Origin of the sequence: Streptomyces sp. NPDC019443 (assembly GCF_044389785.1) — a bacterium.
GTDB lineage: Bacteria > Actinomycetota > Actinomycetes > Streptomycetales > Streptomycetaceae > Streptomyces.
Genome location: NZ_JBIRYJ010000028.1, coordinates 30,506 through 48,022, shown reverse-complemented (window position 1 = coordinate 48,022; position 17,517 = coordinate 30,506). Strand labels below are relative to the sequence as shown.

Genomic DNA, 17,517 nt, shown 5'->3' with positions numbered 1-17,517 from the left:
GGTCCTGAGAGAGGTCTCGGCCGAGTTGCTCGCCGGTGCCCGCAACGGATACCGCGACGGACTCTTCCAACTCGACTGGATCACATCGCCGACACTCGACGCGCCCGCCGTGTCCGAGGGTGAGTGGGCTGTGGTCGGAGAGTCCGCGGCAGAGGACGGCCCTGCCCTGCAAGACGCGCTAGCTGTCCCCGTACAGGCGTGGGCCGACCTGGCCACGGTCGCCGACGACGAAGGGGATGCTCCTCAGACGGTTCTCTTCGTCTGCGGACTGCCTGCCTCCCGGACCGGTCTGGCCGAGGCGACCCATGCGGTGACCCGGCAGGTGCTGACGCTGGTACAGGAATGGCTGGCCGAGCGGCGTTTTGAGGACTCCCGCCTGGTCGTGGTCACCGAGGGCGCGGTGGCCTTCGATGAAGGTGCGCCCGATCCCGCCCTGGCCTCCGTCTGGGGTCTCGTACGGTCGGCACGGACCGAGAACCCCGGCAGGTTCGTTTTGGTGGATGTCGACGCGACAACGGAATCCTGGGGCGTGCTCCCGGCGGCGCTCGCCTCGGGAGAGCCGGAGTTGGCCCTGCGTGGTGGGTCCGTCCATGTGCCGAGGCTGGTGCGAGCCGGCTCCCGGCCGACGCCCGTGTCCCTGCCTGGCGCTGTCGGCAGCCGACCGACAGAAGAGAAGACCCGGCGCACCCTCTCCCACGGAACGGTGCTGGTTACCGGTGGGACAGGCGGTCTGGGCGCATTGGTGGCGCGGCATCTGGTGACCGAGCGGGAGGTGCGGCACTTGGTGCTGGCCAGTCGGCGCGGGGCAGACGCCCCGGGCGCCGGGGAGCTGGTGACGGAACTGACCGGCCTGGGCGCCGAGGTGACCGTCGCGGCCTGTGATGCGGGGGACCGTAAGGCCCTCGAAAACCTTCTGTCCTCGATCCCTTCGAAGCATCCCCTGACGGCGGTGGTGCATACGGCCGGCGTGATGGACGACGGAGTCGTCTCCTCGCTGACGGCGGAGCGTCTGGACGCCGTGCTGCGGCCGAAGGTGGACGCCGTGGCCAACCTCGACGAGCTCACGAGGACAATGGACTTGTCGGCGTTCGTGGTGTTCTCCTCTGCGGCCGGGACGCTAGGTGGTGCGGGCCAGGCCAACTACTCGGCGGCGAACGCATTCCTGGATGCCCTGGCGCAACGGCGCCGCGTTCTCGGTCTGCCGGCCACGTCGTTGGCGTGGGGCCCCTGGGCACCGGACGCAGGCATGACGAGTGACCTGAGTGAGGTGGATCTGCGCCGGATGGCGCGAGGCGGCGTCCTGCCGCTGAGCGGGGAACAGGGGCTGGGCCACCTCGACACCGTGCTGGACGGCGGACCGGACCTGGACCTGGATCTGGCACGGGCCGTACTGCTGCCGGTGAACCTGGACATAGTGGCGCTCCGGGAACTGGGGGAAGAGATCCCCGCGCTGATGCGGGGTCTGTTCCGCGCTTCACAGCGCCGTACCGCCGGATCCGGTGCACTGGGCGGCGGGGCCGACGACCTGGTCCAGCGCCTTGTCCCGATGTCCCCGGCCGACCGCGAACGATTCATGCTGGAACTGATCCGTGCTCAGGCCGCGTCGGTGCTCGGGTATTCCTCGGCCGCGGACATCGAGCCGGATCAGTCGTTCAAGGTTCTGGGCTCGGACTCGCTGACGTCGGTGGAATTGCGCAACAGGGTGAACGCAGTGACGGGGCTGCGGCTGTCGGCGACCTTGGTGTTCGACTATCCGACTCCGGCGGCGCTGGCTCGGCATGTGCTGGGCGAGTTGGTGGGCGGCAAGGAAGAGCTCTCCGGATCTGCACTGCCCGCCATGGCTGGGGTGGAAGACGATCCGGTGGTGATCGTCGGAATGGCCTGCCGGTACCCGGGCGGCGTGGAGTCTCCTGAGGATCTGTGGCAGCTGGTCGTGGACGGCGGTGAGGGAATCGGCGGGTTCCCGGGCGACCGCGGGTGGGACCTGGAGGGCCTGTTCGACCCGGATCCGGGGAAGCTCGGCAAGACATATGTGCAGAAGGGCGGGTTCCTCTACGACGCGGCGTCGTTCGACGCGGGGCTGTTCGGGATTTCGCCGCGTGAGGCGCTCGCGATGGATCCTCAGCAGCGGATGCTGCTGGAGACGTCGTGGGAGGTCTTCGAACGAGCCGGCATCGACCCGGAAACGCTCCGAGGGAGGCGGACCGGCGTCTTCGCGGGCGTCATGGGCCAGGACTACGGCTCCTGTCTGCGGGAGGGCGTGCACGAGTCCGACGGCTATCTGCTGACCGGCAACACGGGCAGCGTCGCCTCCGGCCGGATCTCCTTCGCCTTCGGTCTGGAAGGCCCGGCGATGACGGTGGACACGGCGTGCTCCTCGTCCCTCGTGACTCTGCACCTGGCCGCGCAGTCGTTGCGGTCGGGCGAGTGTGATCTGGCGCTGGCCGGTGGTGTGACCGTGATGTCGACGCCTGACACCTTCGTCGACTTCAGCCGGCAGCGGGGGCTGGCTGCGGACGGGCGCTGCAAGGCGTTCGGCGCGGGCGCGGATGGTACGGCGTGGTCCGAGGGCGTGGGTGTGCTGCTGGTGGAGCGGCTGTCGGACGCTCGCCGCAACGGGCATCGGGTGTGGGCGGTGGTCCGTGGTAGTGCGGTGAATCAGGACGGTGCGTCGAATGGTCTGACGGCGCCGAACGGTCCGTCGCAGGAACGGGTGATCCGGCAGGCGCTGGCTGGTGCGGGCCTGTCGGCGGCGGACGTGGACGCGGTGGAGGGCCACGGTACCGGCACGCCGCTCGGGGATCCGATCGAGGCGCAGGCGTTGCTGGCCACGTACGGGCAGGGCCGGCCTGAGAATCGGCCATTGTGGCTGGGGTCGTTGAAGTCGAACGTCGGTCACACGCAGGCGGCCGCGGGTGTGGGCGGCGTGATCAAGATGATCATGGCGATGCGGCACGGGGTACTGCCGCGCACCCTGCACGTGGACGAGCTGTCGCCACATGTGGACTGGTCCGCCGGGGCCGTGAAGCTGCTGGCGCAGAACACGGAGTGGCCGGAGGTGGACCGGCCGCGCAGGGCGGGTGTGTCCTCGTTCGGGATCAGCGGGACGAACGCGCACGTGATCATCGAGCAGTCCCCGGTCGAGGTCCAGGGAGTGCCGGAAGCACCGGAAGCACCGGAAGCACCGGAAGCACCGGAAGCACCGGAAGCACCGGAAGTACCGGAAGGGCCGGCAGCGACCGGGGACGGCCCGGAGCCGGAGGCCGAGTTCGAGCTTCCTGTGACGCCGGTAGTGATTTCGGCGGCCGACGTTTCAGCCTTGCAGGGCCAGGCAGAGCGGCTGTGGGCCCGGGTGGACGCCGACCCGGGGCTCCGGCTCTGCGATGTGGCGCTGTCGTTGGTCACGACCCGGTCGCTGACCGAGCACCGTGCGGTCGTCCTGGCCGAAGGCCGGGCGGAACTGCTGCGAGGTCTGCGGGCACTGGCCGTGGGGCAGCCCGATCCAGGTGTCGTCCTGGGGACGGGCGGGCCGTCCGGTCGCCGTACGGCGTTTTTGTTTGCGGGTCAGGGTTCGCAGCGGTTGGGGATGGGGCGGGAGTTGTACGGGGTGTTCCCCGCGTTTGCCCGGTCGTTCGATGAGGTCTGTGAGCGGTTCGAGGGTGAGTTGGGTTGTTCGTTGCGGGGGGTGGTGTTCGGTGATGATGCGGAGCTGTTGAACCGGACGGAGTTCGCTCAGCCTGCGTTGTTCGCGATCGAGGTCGCCTTGTTCCGGTTGGTGGAGTCGTGGGGTGTGCGGCCGGATGTGTTGTTGGGGCATTCGGTCGGTGAGTTGGCGGCGGCCTATGTGGCGGGGGTGTGGTCGCTGGAGGATGCGTGTCGTCTGGTGGCCGCGCGTGGCCGGTTGATGCAGGGTCTTCCTCCGGGCGGGGCGATGGTCGCTGTCCAGGCGTCGGAGGCGGAGGTGCTGCCCCTCCTCGCGGGCCGGGAGGGCGAGGTCGGCCTGGCGGCGGTCAACGGTCCGGATGCGGTGGTGATCTCCGGCGTTGATGAGGCGGTCGGGGAGATCGCCGAGTACTTCCGTGCTCTGGAGCGTAAGACGACGTTGTTGCGGGTGAGTCATGCGTTCCACTCGCCGTTGATGGACCCGATGCTGGAGGACTTCCGGCAGATCGCGGAGAGCATTTCGTACGAGTCGCCGCGGATCGCGGTCGTGTCGAATGTGACCGGCGAGCCGGCCACATCGGAGGAACTCACCTCGCCCGAATACTGGGTGGGGCATGTCCGCCACGCGGTGCGGTTCGCCGACGGCATTCAGCGCCTGGAGGAGCAGGGCGTCAGCCGGTTCCTGGAGTTGGGCCCCGACGGCACGCTGACCGCCATGGCCCAGGGGTGTGTTGAGGACGCCGAGCAGTTGCTCGTACCGGTCCTGCGCAAGGACCGGTCGGAGGCGGGCGCGCTGCTGTCGGCCGTCGCCGGGGTGTTCACCCACGGTGTGCGGGTGGACTGGAAGACAGTGTTCGATCGTGCGCGACCGTCGAGGGTGGACCTGCCGACGTATGCGTTCCAGCGTGAGCGTTTCTGGCCGGACGGCGCGCAGCCGGGTTCCGGACCGGTCGCTTCCGATGGGGCGGACGCGGGCTTCTGGGACGCGGTCGAGCGTGGAGACGTCGAGTCGTTGGCGGGTTCGCTGGGCGTCGACGAGCAGGTGCTGGGCGGCTTGGTACCGGCCCTGTCGTCGTGGCGGCGCGGGCAGCGCAAGCGGTCGCGGGTGGACGAGTGGCTCTACCGGGCAAGCTGGAAGCCCTTGGGCACGGTTTCCGGCGCCGTATCAGGGCGCTGGCTGGCAGTGGTTCCGGCGGGCCTGCAGGACGCCTGGGCCGGATCCGTGATCGAGGCCCTGGCTTCCAGAGGGGCCGGCCTGGAACTGGTGGCGTACGAGCCCGGCATGAGCAGGCCGGAGCTTGCCGCCGCCCTCGGTGCAGCCGGGAGCGAGGGGCCGGTCGTGGGTGTGCTGTCGTTCCTGGGGCTCTCCGGTGTCGGTGAGGACGGGGTGCCGGCGGGTCCGGCGGCAACGGCGGCGTTGGTTCAGGCGCTGGGCGACGCCGATGTCCGCGGGCGGGTATGGGTGCTGACGCGGGGAGCCGTGTCGGTGGGGCGCTCGGACGGGGCTCCGGATCCGGCCCAGGCGGCAGTGTGGGGTCTGGGCCGGGCGGCGGCGCTGGAATACCCGGACCGCTGGGGCGGTCTGGTGGATCTGCCCGAGGTGGTGGACCGGCGGGCGGCGGCTCGTCTGGCAGGGCTGCTCGCAGGTGCGGAAGGTGAGGACCAGGTCGCGGTCCGGGCGTCCGGTGTGTTCGGGCGTCGGCTCGGACGGGTCTCGCCCGGCGGCCTCGGTGGGGGATGGAGGCCGTCAGGGACGGTGCTGGTCACCGGTGGTACGGGTGCGCTCGGCGTACGAGTGGCGCGGTGGGCCGCGGCGGGAGGTGCGGAGCATCTCGTGCTGGTGAGCCGTCGTGGCCTGGAGGCGCCCGGCGCTCCCGAGTTGCGCGACGAGCTGGCCGCTTCGGGTGTGCGCGTGTCGGTGGTGGCGTGCGATGTGGCCGATCGTGACGCGGCGGCGGGTCTGCTGGCGGAGTATCCGGTGGATTCGGTGGTGCACGCGGCCGGTGTGCTCGACGACGGTGTGATCGAAGCACTGACGCCGGAGCGGTTCGCCGCGGTGCTGCGGGCAAAGACCGCTGTGGCCACGCACCTGGACGAGCTGACACGAGAGCGTGACCTGTCGGCGTTCGTACTGTTCTCGTCGTTCGCGGGAAGCATCGGTTCTCCGGGGCAGGGCAACTACGCCGCAGCGAACGCGTATCTGGATGCGCTGGCGGAGCAGCGCCGGGCGCTGGGGCTGCCGGCGACGTCGGTGGCCTGGGGACCGTGGGCCGATGGCGGCATGGCGGTTGACGAGGGACTGGGAGATTACCTGCGCCGACGGGGTCTGAGCGCGCTGGATCCGGAGTCCGCGTTGGTGGCCCTGGACCGGATCGCCGGCGGTGAGGAGCCTGCCGCCGTGGTGGCCCAGGTGAACTGGTCGCAGTTCATACCGGCGTTCACCGCCGGCCGGGTGAGTCCGTTGCTGGCGGATCTTCCCGAGGCGCGCGCCGCATGGGAAGTGGCGCGGTCGACGGCAGGAGCCGATGGGCTGCGGGAACGGCTGGCGGCATGCCCGGCAGAAGAACGTGGCCGCATGCTGGTGGATGTGGTGCGGGAGCAGGCTGCTCTGGTGCTGGGACACGCGAATGCTGAGTCGGTCGACGCGGCCCGTGCCTTCAGGGAATCGGGTTTCGATTCACTGACGGCGGTGGAGTTCCGGAACCGGCTGAATGCGGTGACGGGGCTGCGCCTGCCCGCCACCCTCGTGTTCGACCATCCGGCTCCGCTCGACCTCGCCTCGTTCCTGCACGGCGAGCTTCACGGTCCTGACACTGATACTCCGGAAAGCACCGGGGTCGTGGCCGACGTCGACAAGCTGGCAGCTGTGCTGGCCGCGGCCGGGCCGGCGGAGACGAACGGGGAAACGCACCTCAGGGTCACCGCCAAGTTGAGGGAACTCCTGGCCCTTTGGACGGGCGTCGAGGCTGCGGACGATGCGGGCCGCAAGGTGGCGAAGCTCGACGAAGCCACCGATGACGAGATGTTCGATCTCATCAACAAAGAACTGGGAATCTCCTGACCCCAGTCTCTGTAACGCTCGCTCATACCTCACCTCGGGAAAGTGGTAGACGATGGCGAACAACGAAGAGAAGCTGCGGGAATACCTCAAGCTGGTCACAGCAGATCTTCGGCAGACCCGCAGCCTCCTTCAGGAGGCGGAGACACGTCGGCAGGAGCCGGTCGCGATCGTCGGTATGGGGTGCCGGTTCCCGGGCGGAGTGGATTCGCCCGAGAGCTTCTGGCGGCTGCTGACCGAGGGAGAGGACGCGGTTTCGGAGTTCCCGGCGGACCGCGGGTGGGACCTGGACGGGATCTACGACCCGTCAGGCCGGCAGGGGACGACGTATACACGCCAGGGCGCCTTTCTCTACGATGCGCCGCGCTTCGATTCGTCCTTCTTCGGGATATCGCCGCGGGAGGCGGCGGCGATGGACCCGCAGCAACGGCTGCTGCTGGAGACGTCCTGGGAGGCGCTGGAGCGGGCGGGCATGGAAGCAGGCGCGCTGCGGGGAAGCCGCACCGGCGTCTTTGTGGGATCCAACGGCCAGGATTACCTGGCCCTCATGCTTAACCGGCCCGAGGACGCCGACGGGTATCTCGCCACGGGCATCACGGCGTCCGTGATGTCGGGCCGGATCGCGTACGTACTGGGTCTGGAGGGCCCAACGCTGACGGTGGACACGGCGTGCTCGTCGTCGCTGGTGGCGCTGCATCTGGCCGCACAGGCCCTGCGGTCGGGGGAGTGCGACCTCGCGCTCGCCGGTGGTGTGACCGTGATGTCGACGCCGAATGTGTTCGTGGAGTTCAGCCGGCAGCGCGGGCTGTCGGCGGACGGCCGGTGCAAGGCGTTCTCCGAAGACGCGGACGGCACGGGGTGGGGCGAAGGCGTCGGCGTGCTCGTGGTGGAGCGGCTGTCGGACGCGCGGCGCAACGGCCATCAGGTGCTGGCGGTGGTGCGGGGCAGTGCGGTGAACCAGGACGGTGCGTCGAACGGCCTGACCGCTCCCAACGGGCCGTCGCAGCAGCGGGTGATCCGGGCCGCCCTGACGGGCGCGGACCTTGCGCCGTCCGATGTGGACGCGGTGGAGGCGCACGGCACCGGCACCACGCTGGGCGATCCGATCGAGGCTCAGGCGCTGCTGGCCACGTACGGGCAGGACCGGGATGAGGACCGGCCGTTGTGGCTGGGTTCGGTGAAGTCGAACATCGGTCACACGCAGGCGGCTGCGGGTGTGGCCGGTGTGATCAAGATGGTGCTGGCGCTTCAGCACGGAGTGCTGCCCCGCACCCTGCACGCGGACGTGCCGTCCTCGAGCGTGGACTGGTCGGCAGGCGCGGTGGCACTGCTCCGGGAGAACACGGACTGGCCGGTGGACGGGCGTCCGCGCCGGGCCGGGGTGTCGGCGTTCGGGGTGTCCGGGACCAACGCGCACGTGGTCCTGGAGCAGGCTCCGGCCGATGTTCCAGCCGAGAGCGACGAGCAGAGCGACGAGCCCGCGGCGTCCGGGCCGCTCCCGGTGGTGCCGTGGGTGGTGTCGGGGCGCAGCCGTGCGGCGCTGCGCGCCCAGGCGGAGCGGCTGTCGGAATGGGTGGGTGCCCGCCCTGAGCTGGATCCGGTGGAGGTCGGCGGATCCCTGGTGACGACGCGGTCGGCGTTCGAGCACCGGGCGGTCGTGCTGGGCGCGGACCGGGCGGAGTTGCTGGCGGGACTCGATGCGCTGGCGGCCGGTGGGGCCGCGCCATCCGTGGTCACCGGTACGGCGGGTGGCGCGGGGAAGACGGCTTTCCTGTTCGCGGGAGGCGGGTCACAGCGGCTGGGGATGGGCCTGGAGCTGTACGAGGAGTTCGAGGTGTTCGCGGACGCCTTCGACGCGGTGTGCGCGCACGTGGACGTGGAGCTGGAGCGCCCGCTGCGGGACGTGGTCTTCGGCGAGGACGCCGGACTGCTGGACAGGATCGACTATGCGCTGCCCGCGCTGTTCGCCCTCGAAGTGGCTTTGTTCCGGCTCGTGGAGTCGTGGGGCGTGCGGCCGGATGTGCTGCTGGGGCACTCGACCGGTGAGTTCGCGCTGGCGCATGTGGCGGGGGTGTGGTCACTGGAGGATGCGTGCCGTCTCGTGGCGGCACGCGGCCGGTTGATGCAGGCCCTCCCGGCAGGCGGCGCCATGGTCGCTCTCCAGGCGTCGGAGGCGGAGGTGCTGCCGTTGCTGGCAGGCCGCGAGAGCGAGGTGGGCATCGCCGCGGTGAACGGTCCCGACGCGACCGTCATCGCCGGCACCGAGGACACGGTCACCGAACTGGCGGAACGCTTCCGTGAGCTGGGCCGCAAAGCGACGCGGCTCCGGGTGAGCCTTGCGTCCCATTCGCCGCTCATGGAGCCGATGCTGGAGGACTTCCGGCGGGTGGCGGAGAGCGTGACCTTCGAGACGCCGCGGATCGCGATCGTCTCCACCCTCACCGGGGAGTCCGCCAGGCCCGAGGACATCGCGTCTGCGGACTACTGGGTACGCCACGTCCGGCAGGCCGTGCGGTTCGCCGACGGCATCCGCCGGTTGGAGGCGGAAGGCGTCACCCGCTACCTCGAGGTGGGCCCGGACGGCACCCTGACCGCCATGGCCGCGCAGAGCCTGTCTTTGGACGGCGGGCTGCTGGTCCCCGCCCTCAGCAAGAACCAGCCCGAGGACCGGGCGTTCACGGCGGCGATGGCGGGCCTGTACGTCCACGGGGCGGCCGTGGCCTGGCCGGCGCTGTTCGCCGGGGCCGGGACCCATCCGGCCGGGACCCAGCGGGTGCAGCTGCCGACGTACGCCTTCCAGCGTCGGCACCACTGGCTGCCGACCTCGGGCCCCGCCTCGGCCGGGCTCGCGGCGGCGGGCCTGGGCGCCACGCGCCACCCGCTGCTGGGAGCCGCCGTCGAACTCGCCGATGCGCGCGGCATCCTGCTGACGGGCCGGCTCTCCCTGCAAGCTCAGCCCTGGATCGCCGATCGCAAGGTGGCGGGGGCGGTGGTGATGCCGGAGACGGCGCTGGTGGAGCTTGCGGTCCGGGCCGGGGACGAGGTGGGATGCGGCCTCCTCCAGGAGCTGACGGTTCAGACCCCGCTGCTGCTGCCCCCCAGGGGAACGGTCCAGCTGCAGATCCTCGTCGGTGCCGCGGACGAGGCCGGGCGGCACGCGGTGACGATCCATTCCAGGCCGGGCGACGAGGAGTTGGAGCCCGCCTGGACGCGCCATGCCGCGGGGGTGCTGGCACGCGAGGCACCGGTCCCCTCCTTCGATCTCGGTGTGTGGCCGCCGGAAGGCGCAGAGCCCGTCTCCGTGGACCGGCTCCACGACCGGCTCGCCGCAGCCGGGTACGAGTACGGCCCGGCGTTCCAGGGACTGCGGGCGGTCTGGCGGCTCGGCGGGGACTACTTCGCCGAGGTGTCCATGGAGGAGCCGGGGCAGGAAGCCGGTACGTTCGGGCTGCACCCGGCGCTCCTGGACGCGGCCCTGCAGACGATGCTGACGGCCCTCCCGGAGGCCGACGCCGCAGAGATGGCTCTGCCCTGTGCCTGGAGCGGCGTGTCCCTGTTCGCCTCGGGTGCCACGGCCGCGCGGGTGAAGCTCTCCGGCGTGGGGACGGACACGGTCTCACTCGCCCTCGCGGACACCATGGGCCGTCCCGTGGCCACGGTGGATGCGCTCTCGGTGCGGCCTGTCCCCACGGAGGCGCTGGCGGGAGCGGGAAGCGCCCAGCGGGATGCGCTGTTCACACTGGACTGGAAACCGGTGACCGTCGTTGCGGACGCCGCGCCGATCGAGACGGCGGCGGACGCATGGGCGGTCCTGGACACGGGCGGTGCGCCGATGGCGGCCGGGCTCGCGGGGTCCGGAGTATCCGCGCAGGCGTACGCGGACCTGGCAGCCCTGGGTGCGGCCCTGGACGCGGGTGCCGCGAAGCCCGGGGTGGCGGCGCTGGTCCTCGGGCCGGACGCAGACGCAACGGGGTCCGGTGTCGCTGCGGCGGCGCAGGAGGCCACGGCGGACGTACTGGCGTTTCTTCAGGCATGGTTGGGCGACGAGCGCTTCGACGCGACGCTGCTGGCCGTGGTGACCTGCGGGGCTGTTGCCGCCGGAGCGGACGACCCGGTGTCGGACCTGGTGCATGCCCCGGTGTGGGGACTGGTGCGTTCCGCACAGTCCGAGCATCCGGGGCGCATCGTGCTGGTCGACCGGGAATCCGCGGAGGAGCTGCCGACCCAAGCGCTGCTGAGCGGTGAGACGCAGGTCGCGGTGCGGGCAGGTGAGTTGCTGACGCCTCAGCTGGCCCGGATGCGCCCGCCCGCGGACGAGGGAACGGACCCGCGGTTCAGTGCCGAAGGGACCGTGCTGATCACGGGCGGCACCGGAGGACTGGGCCAGGTGTTCACCCGCCACTTGGTGAACGTGTACGGCGTCCGGCGTCTGCTGCTGACCAGTCGCCGCGGGCCGGATGCACCCGGGGCGGCGCAGCTCCGGGACGAGTTGACCGCCCTCGGGGCCGATGTGACGGTCGAGACCTGTGACGTGGGCGACCGGGAGGCGCTGGCGGCGCTGCTGGCGCGGATACCGGCCGAACACCCGCTGACCGCCGTGGTCCACACCGCGGGGACGTTCGACGACGGGTTGCTGACATCACAGACGCCCCAGAGCGTTGCCAACGTCTTCCGGGCGAAGGTGGATGCGGCGGTGAACCTGCACGAGTCGACCCGTGGGCTCGACCTGTCGGCGTTCGTGGTGTTCTCCTCCGTCGCCGGTCTGGAGGGGAACCTGGGACAGGGCAACTACGCGGCTGCGAACACCTTCCTCGACGCCCTGGCGCATCACCGGCGGGCGGCCGGCATGCCGATGACCTCGCTCGCGTGGGGGCCGTGGGAGCAGGCCACCAGCGGGATGACCGCGCAACTGGCCGAGGCGCACATCGCGCGTATGACCCGGGGCGGCGCGCTGCCGCTGTCGACCGAGCAGGGGGTGGCCCTGTTCGACGCCGCAACAGCGGCCGACGGGGCGTTGTTCGTGGCGACCCGGCTGGACATCGCGTCGCTGCGGTCGCGTGCGGAGGCCGGCGAACTGCCCGGTCTGCTGCGCGGTCTGCTGCGAGCCCCCACCCGTCGGGCCGCCGAGTCCGGCGTCGGGGCGGCTGATTCCGGGCTCGCCAGGCGACTGGCCGCGATGGGGCAGGCACAGCGGCGCCGGGTGGTCTCGGATCTGGTGCGTACGCAGGTGGCCACGCTCCTCGGATACGACACGGCCGAACTGGTCGAGTCCGAGCGGCCGTTCAAGGAGCTGGGTTTCGACTCGGTGACCACGATCACCCTGCGGAACCGGCTGAGCCAGGAGACCGGTCTCCGGTTGCCTGCCACGCTGGTGTTCGACCATCCCACCGCAGGCGCCCTGGTGGGGCATCTGCTGTCCGCGCTCGGTATGGACGGCGACGGCGCAGCGGAGGACGTGTCCGCGGCAATGCCGCCGCTCGTGGCGGTGAACGACGACCCGGTCGTGATCGTGGGGATGGGGTGCAGGTACCCCGGCGGAGTGGACTCCCCTGAGTCGCTCTGGCAACTGGTCGCCGAAGGCCGGGAAGGGCTCGGGCCGTTCCCGACCGACCGCGGCTGGGACATCGAGGCACTGTACGACCCGGATGCGGACCGGCCCGGCACGACATACCTGCGGCAGGCCGGATTCCTCTACGACTCCGGAGAGTTCGACGCGGAGTTCTTCGGGATATCGCCGCGCGAAGCCCTGGCCATGGACCCGCAGCAGCGGCTGATGCTGGAGACATCGTGGGAGGTGTTCGAGCGGGCCGGCATCGCCCCCGCCTCACTGAAGGGCAGCCGGACCGGGGTCTTCGCCGGTGTGACGTACCAGGACTACGTGTCGGGCATGCAGATGGGGACGGCCGGCAACGTGACAGCCGGGCGGGTGTCCTACGCCTTCGGCCTGGAGGGGCCGTCGGTCGCCGTCGATACCGCGTGCTCGTCCGCGCTGGTGGCACTGCACCTGGGTGCCCAGGCGCTGCGGTCGGGCGAGTGCGACCTGGCTCTCGCCGGTGGGGTCACCGTCATGTCGCAGCCCGATCCCTATCTGGCGTTCAGCCGGGAGAGGACGCTGGCCTTGGACGGGCGGTGCAAGCCGTTCGCCGCGGGCGCGGACGGGACGAACCTCTCCGAGGGCGTCGGTCTGCTGCTGCTCGAACGACTCTCCGACGCCCGGCGCAACGGTCACACAGTGCTGGCCGTTGTCGCAGGTAGCGCGGTGAATCAGGACGGAGCCTCCCACGGGCTCACCGCGCCGAACGGCCTGGCCCAGCAGCGGCTCATCCGGCAGACGCTGGCGAGCGCGGGGCTGTCCGCCTCGGACATCGATGCGGTGGAAGCCCATGGAACGGGTACGCCGCTGGGCGACCCGATCGAGGCGCAGGCACTGATGCTGACGTACGGACAGGGCCGTGAGCCCGGCCGGCCGTTGTGGCTGGGATCGATGAAGTCGAACTTCGGGAACAGCCAGGCGGCGTCGGGTGCGGGTGGCGTCATAAAGATGATCATGGCCATGCGTCATGAGCTGCTGCCGGAGAACCTGCACACGGACGAGCCCACGCCGCACGTGGACTGGTCCCAGGGCGACGTCCGGCTGCTGTCCGAACAGACGGCCTGGCCGAGCAGTGGCCGGCCCCGCAGGGCCGGGGTGTCGGCGTTCGGTATCAGCGGCACCAACGCGCATGTGATCATCGAGCAGGCTCGCGACGAGGACGGCTCCGCAGCCGGCTCGTTCGGTACGCAGAGCACGGGCGGGCAGTCCGGCTCGGGAGATGACTGGTCCGAGCTGTCGGTGGTTCCGCTGCCCGTCTCCGCCCGGAGCGCGGATGCGCTCCGGGGACAGGCGGCACGGCTGTGCTCGTTCCTGGAGGCCGATCCGAAGTTGCGGCTGAGCGATGTGGGCCTGTCCCTGGCCACGACCCGGTCCGCGCTGGAGCACCGTGCGGTGGTCCTGGCCTCCGGGCGGGAAGCGGCCCTGCGGGAGCTGCGGACGCTCTGCGAGGGCGATCCCGGCGGCACGGTGGTGCGAGGCAGGGCCAGATCCGGTGACAACGCCCCCGCGGTGGTATTCGTCTGCCCGGATCCGGGGCGGCGGGTGCCGGGCCCGCTGACCGCGGCGGCCGCGCAGCTGCTGGAGTCCTCACCCGCGTTCGCCGAGTCGATGGCCCACTGCGAACGCGCGCTGTCCAGTTACGTGGAGTGGTCGCTGCTGGAGGTGGTGTCGGGATCGGCGGAGCCGGGATGGCCGGACCGGGTCGACATCGCCCTGCCCGTCCAGTGGGCGGTGACGGTCTCGCTCGCCTCGCTGTGGCTCTCCTACGGAGTCGCGCCGGCGGCGGTGGTCGGCCATTCCCAGGGGGAGATCGCGGCGGCCTGTGTGGCCGGTGCCCTCTCGCTGGAGGACGGCGCGCGGGCGGTGGCACTGCACAGCAGGGCGCTCGCCTCCCAACGGCTGTGCGGGGGTGCGGTGTCGGTCGCCCTGCCGCTCGCGGAGGTGCAGGCCGGTCTGGCGCGGTGGGAGGGAAGGATCTCGGTGACCGAGGTGAACGGACCGGCCTCTGTTGTGGTGTCCGGCGAACCGGACGCACTCGACGAACTGCTCGCCCAGTGCCGGGCCGACGGTGTCCCCGCACAACAGGTGCCCGGGAAACGGCCGTTGCCCTCACAGGTCGAGCAACTGCGCGAGGAGCTCGTCGAGGCGCTGTCGGACATCCGGCCGGTGCACGCGCAGGTGCCGTTCTGCTCGACGGTCACGGGCGGATGGCTGGACACGGCCGGGCTGGACCCGGAGCACTGGCTCGCGCACCTGCGGGAGCCAGTGCGATTCGCGGATGCCGTACGCACGCTGCTCGACAGCCGGCACGGCGTGTTCGTCGAGCTGGGCACGCACCCGGTGCTGGCCGGCGCGGTCTGTGAGACCGCGGAGGAGGCCGGGGCGGCCGCGGTAACGGTGTGCTCGGAAGAGGCCGGCCAGGGAGGTGCCCCCCTGATGGCGGCGGCGATGGCCGAACTCCATGTGCACGGGGTCGAGGTGGACTGGCGCGCGGTGTTCGCGGGCTCCGGAGCCCGCCGGGTGGACTTGCCGACGTACGCCTTCCAGCGCCGCCACTACTGGATGAAGCCGTCCGCACTGCCGTCCGCCGCCGTCGGCGCGCCGCACGGTCCCGGGCGGGCCGACCACCCGTTGCTGGATACGGCGGTGGAACTGCCCGATGCGGACGGCTGGCTTCTCACCGGCCGTCTCTCGCTGACCTCGCACCCGTGGCTCGCGGAGCATGCAGTCGTCGGCATCGTGCCGCTGCCGACGTCCGTATTCGTGGAACTCGCGGTCCGGGCCGGTGACCAGGTCGGTTACGACCACGTGCATGAACTGACCGTGGAAACCCCGCTGGTGCTGCCCGAGCGAGAGGGCGTTCGGCTGCGGCTGACGGTCGGAGCGGAACAGGAACAGGAACAGGAACAGGAGCAGGGCCGGCGCACACTGCGCGTGTTCTCCCGGCCGGAGGCCGCGCTTCCCGGGGAGCCCTGGACGCGTCACGCCACTGCCATCCTGGCCCGGACCGCCCCGCACGTGCCGTTCGACCTCGAACTGTGGCCGCCCGCGGAGGCGGAGCCGCTGGAACTCGACGGCTTCTACGACGCCCTGTCGCAGGCGGGTGTTGTGTACGGGCCGGCCTTCCAGGGGCTGCGGGCGGCATGGCGCCGGGGCGACGACCTCTTCGCGGAGGTCGTACTGCCGGAGGAACAGCGCGAACAGGCGGCCCGGTTCGGTCTGCACCCCGCCCTGCTGGACGCCTCGCTGCATGTGCTGGCATCCGGGGCGGACGACGGCCGGGCGCCGGGGCTTCCGTTCGCGTGGCGCCACGTGGCGCTGTACGCCTCGGGCGCCTCCTCGCTGCGGGTGCGGCTGTCCTGGACGGAACCGGACGTGATCACGGCGGCGGTGGCCGACGACACCGGACTGCCGGTCGCGTCGATCGGCGCTGTCGCACTCCGGCCGGTCGCCCCCCGGCAGCTCAGGAGCGCTCGCGCGGAGCAGCGCAGCCGGTTGTTCCGGCTGGACTGGCTCGAAGCGGCGTGCAACACGCCTGAGTCCGGGGCCCGCTGGGCCGTGGTCGGCCATGACGCCCTGGCAGCCAGGCCGTCACTGATGAAGGCCGGGGTCTACACGGAGATGTACGCGGATCTGGCCGCGCTGGGCACGGCGCTCGACGCCGGAGTTCCTGCGCCGGAAGCAGTGATCGTCAGCGGCCTGCAGGAGTCTGCGGCATCTGCCGCCCGCCGGGCCCTGGAACTCGCCCAGGACTGGCTCTCCGACGAACGGTTCGCCTTCTCCAGGCTGGTGTTCCTCACCCGGGGGGCAGTGGTCGCCGGTGACAGCGCTGCCGGTCCGGATCTGGCCGCCGCACCGCTGTGGGGTCTCATCCGCTCGGCACAACTGGCGGACCCCGGGCGGTTCGTCCTGGCCGATCTGGACGGACACCGTGCGTCCTGGCGTGCGCTGCCTGCGGCGCTGGCGGCCCAGGAGCCCCAACTGGCGCTGCGCAAGGGCACCCTCAGGGTCCCCCGACTCATCAGGACGCAGGCTCCCGCGGCCTCGGTGGGCGCCGCCTTCCCGTCCGGCCCGGAAGGCACCGTCATGGTTACCGGTGCCACCGCGACGCCAGGTGCGGCCGTCGCCCGGCACCTGGTCGCCGAGCACCAGGTGCGGCGGCTGCTTCTCACCGTCCGGCCGGGCCTCGAAGACAGTGCCGACGTTGCCGCGCTCAAGAACCGGCTCACCGCCCTCGGGGCTCACGTCACGGTGACCGGCTGCGACCCGGCCGACCGCGACGCGCTGGCCGGGCTGTTGGCCGGGATCCCGACGGAGCACCCGCTGACGGCGGTCGTGCATGCGGCGGGCGCGCCGGACGGTGCCGAAGCTGCCGCAGCGACCCCCGGAGGCCTCGACGCGCTGCTGCGCCCGGGCATCGACGCGGCCCTGAATCTCCATGAGCTGACCGCCGATCAGGATCTCTCCGCATTCGTGCTGTTCTCTTCCGTCGAGGGGACTCTGGGAGCTCTCGGCCGGGGCGGCCACGCGTCACTCAGCGCCTTCCTGGACGCACTGGCGCAGCACCGGCGGGCGGGCGGCCGTGCCGGTCTGTCGCTGGGCTGGGGTCCGTGGGACGCGGGGGACGGCGCGGAGCCGGCGGGGGCAGACCCGCGCAGGGCGCTGCACGCAGGTCTGGCCGAGCTGTCCTGTGCGGAGGGCCTGGACCTGTTCGATACAGCCTGCCGTCTGGACACGGCAGCCGTCGCGCCGGTGCGGTTCGACCTCGCGGCCCTCGACCCGGAGGAGGTCACCGGTGAGGGTTCCGCTCTGCTCCGCGGTCTGCTGCGGACGCCGACCCGGCGCTCCGCAGGGCAGCCGGGCAGTCCGTCGGGAGTCCTCAGCCTCCTGAAGCGACGTCTGGCGGGTCTGCCCGACCCCGAGCGGGACTCCCTGCTGATGGACCTCGTACGGGCGGACGTGGCGACCGTACTGGAGTACCCGTCGTCCGACGCGGTGGAGATGACACGGGCGTTCAGGGAGATCGGGCTCAACTCGCTGACCGCCTTCGCCCTGCGCAACCGGCTGCGGGAGACCACGGGGCTACGCCTACCGGCGGCGCTCCTGTTCGATCAGGACACTCCTCAGCGGCTGGCATCGCACCTCAAGGAAGAGCTTCTGCGCCCCCGGGCCGCAGTGGACCCGCAACACTAGGGAAAGGCAG

At 71.3% G+C, this 17,517-nt stretch carries 2 pseudogenes; both read left to right on the top strand.

Features of this window, described 5'->3' with window-relative positions:
- Nucleotides 1-295: 295 nt before the first annotated feature.
- Nucleotides 296-6,724: pseudogene (locus ACH492_RS38390) on the top strand (type I polyketide synthase); the annotation flags it as partial.
- Nucleotides 6,725-6,821: 97 nt separating this feature from the next.
- Nucleotides 6,822-17,507: pseudogene (locus tag ACH492_RS38385) on the top strand (type I polyketide synthase); the annotation flags it as partial.
- Nucleotides 17,508-17,517: the final 10 nt, after the last annotated feature.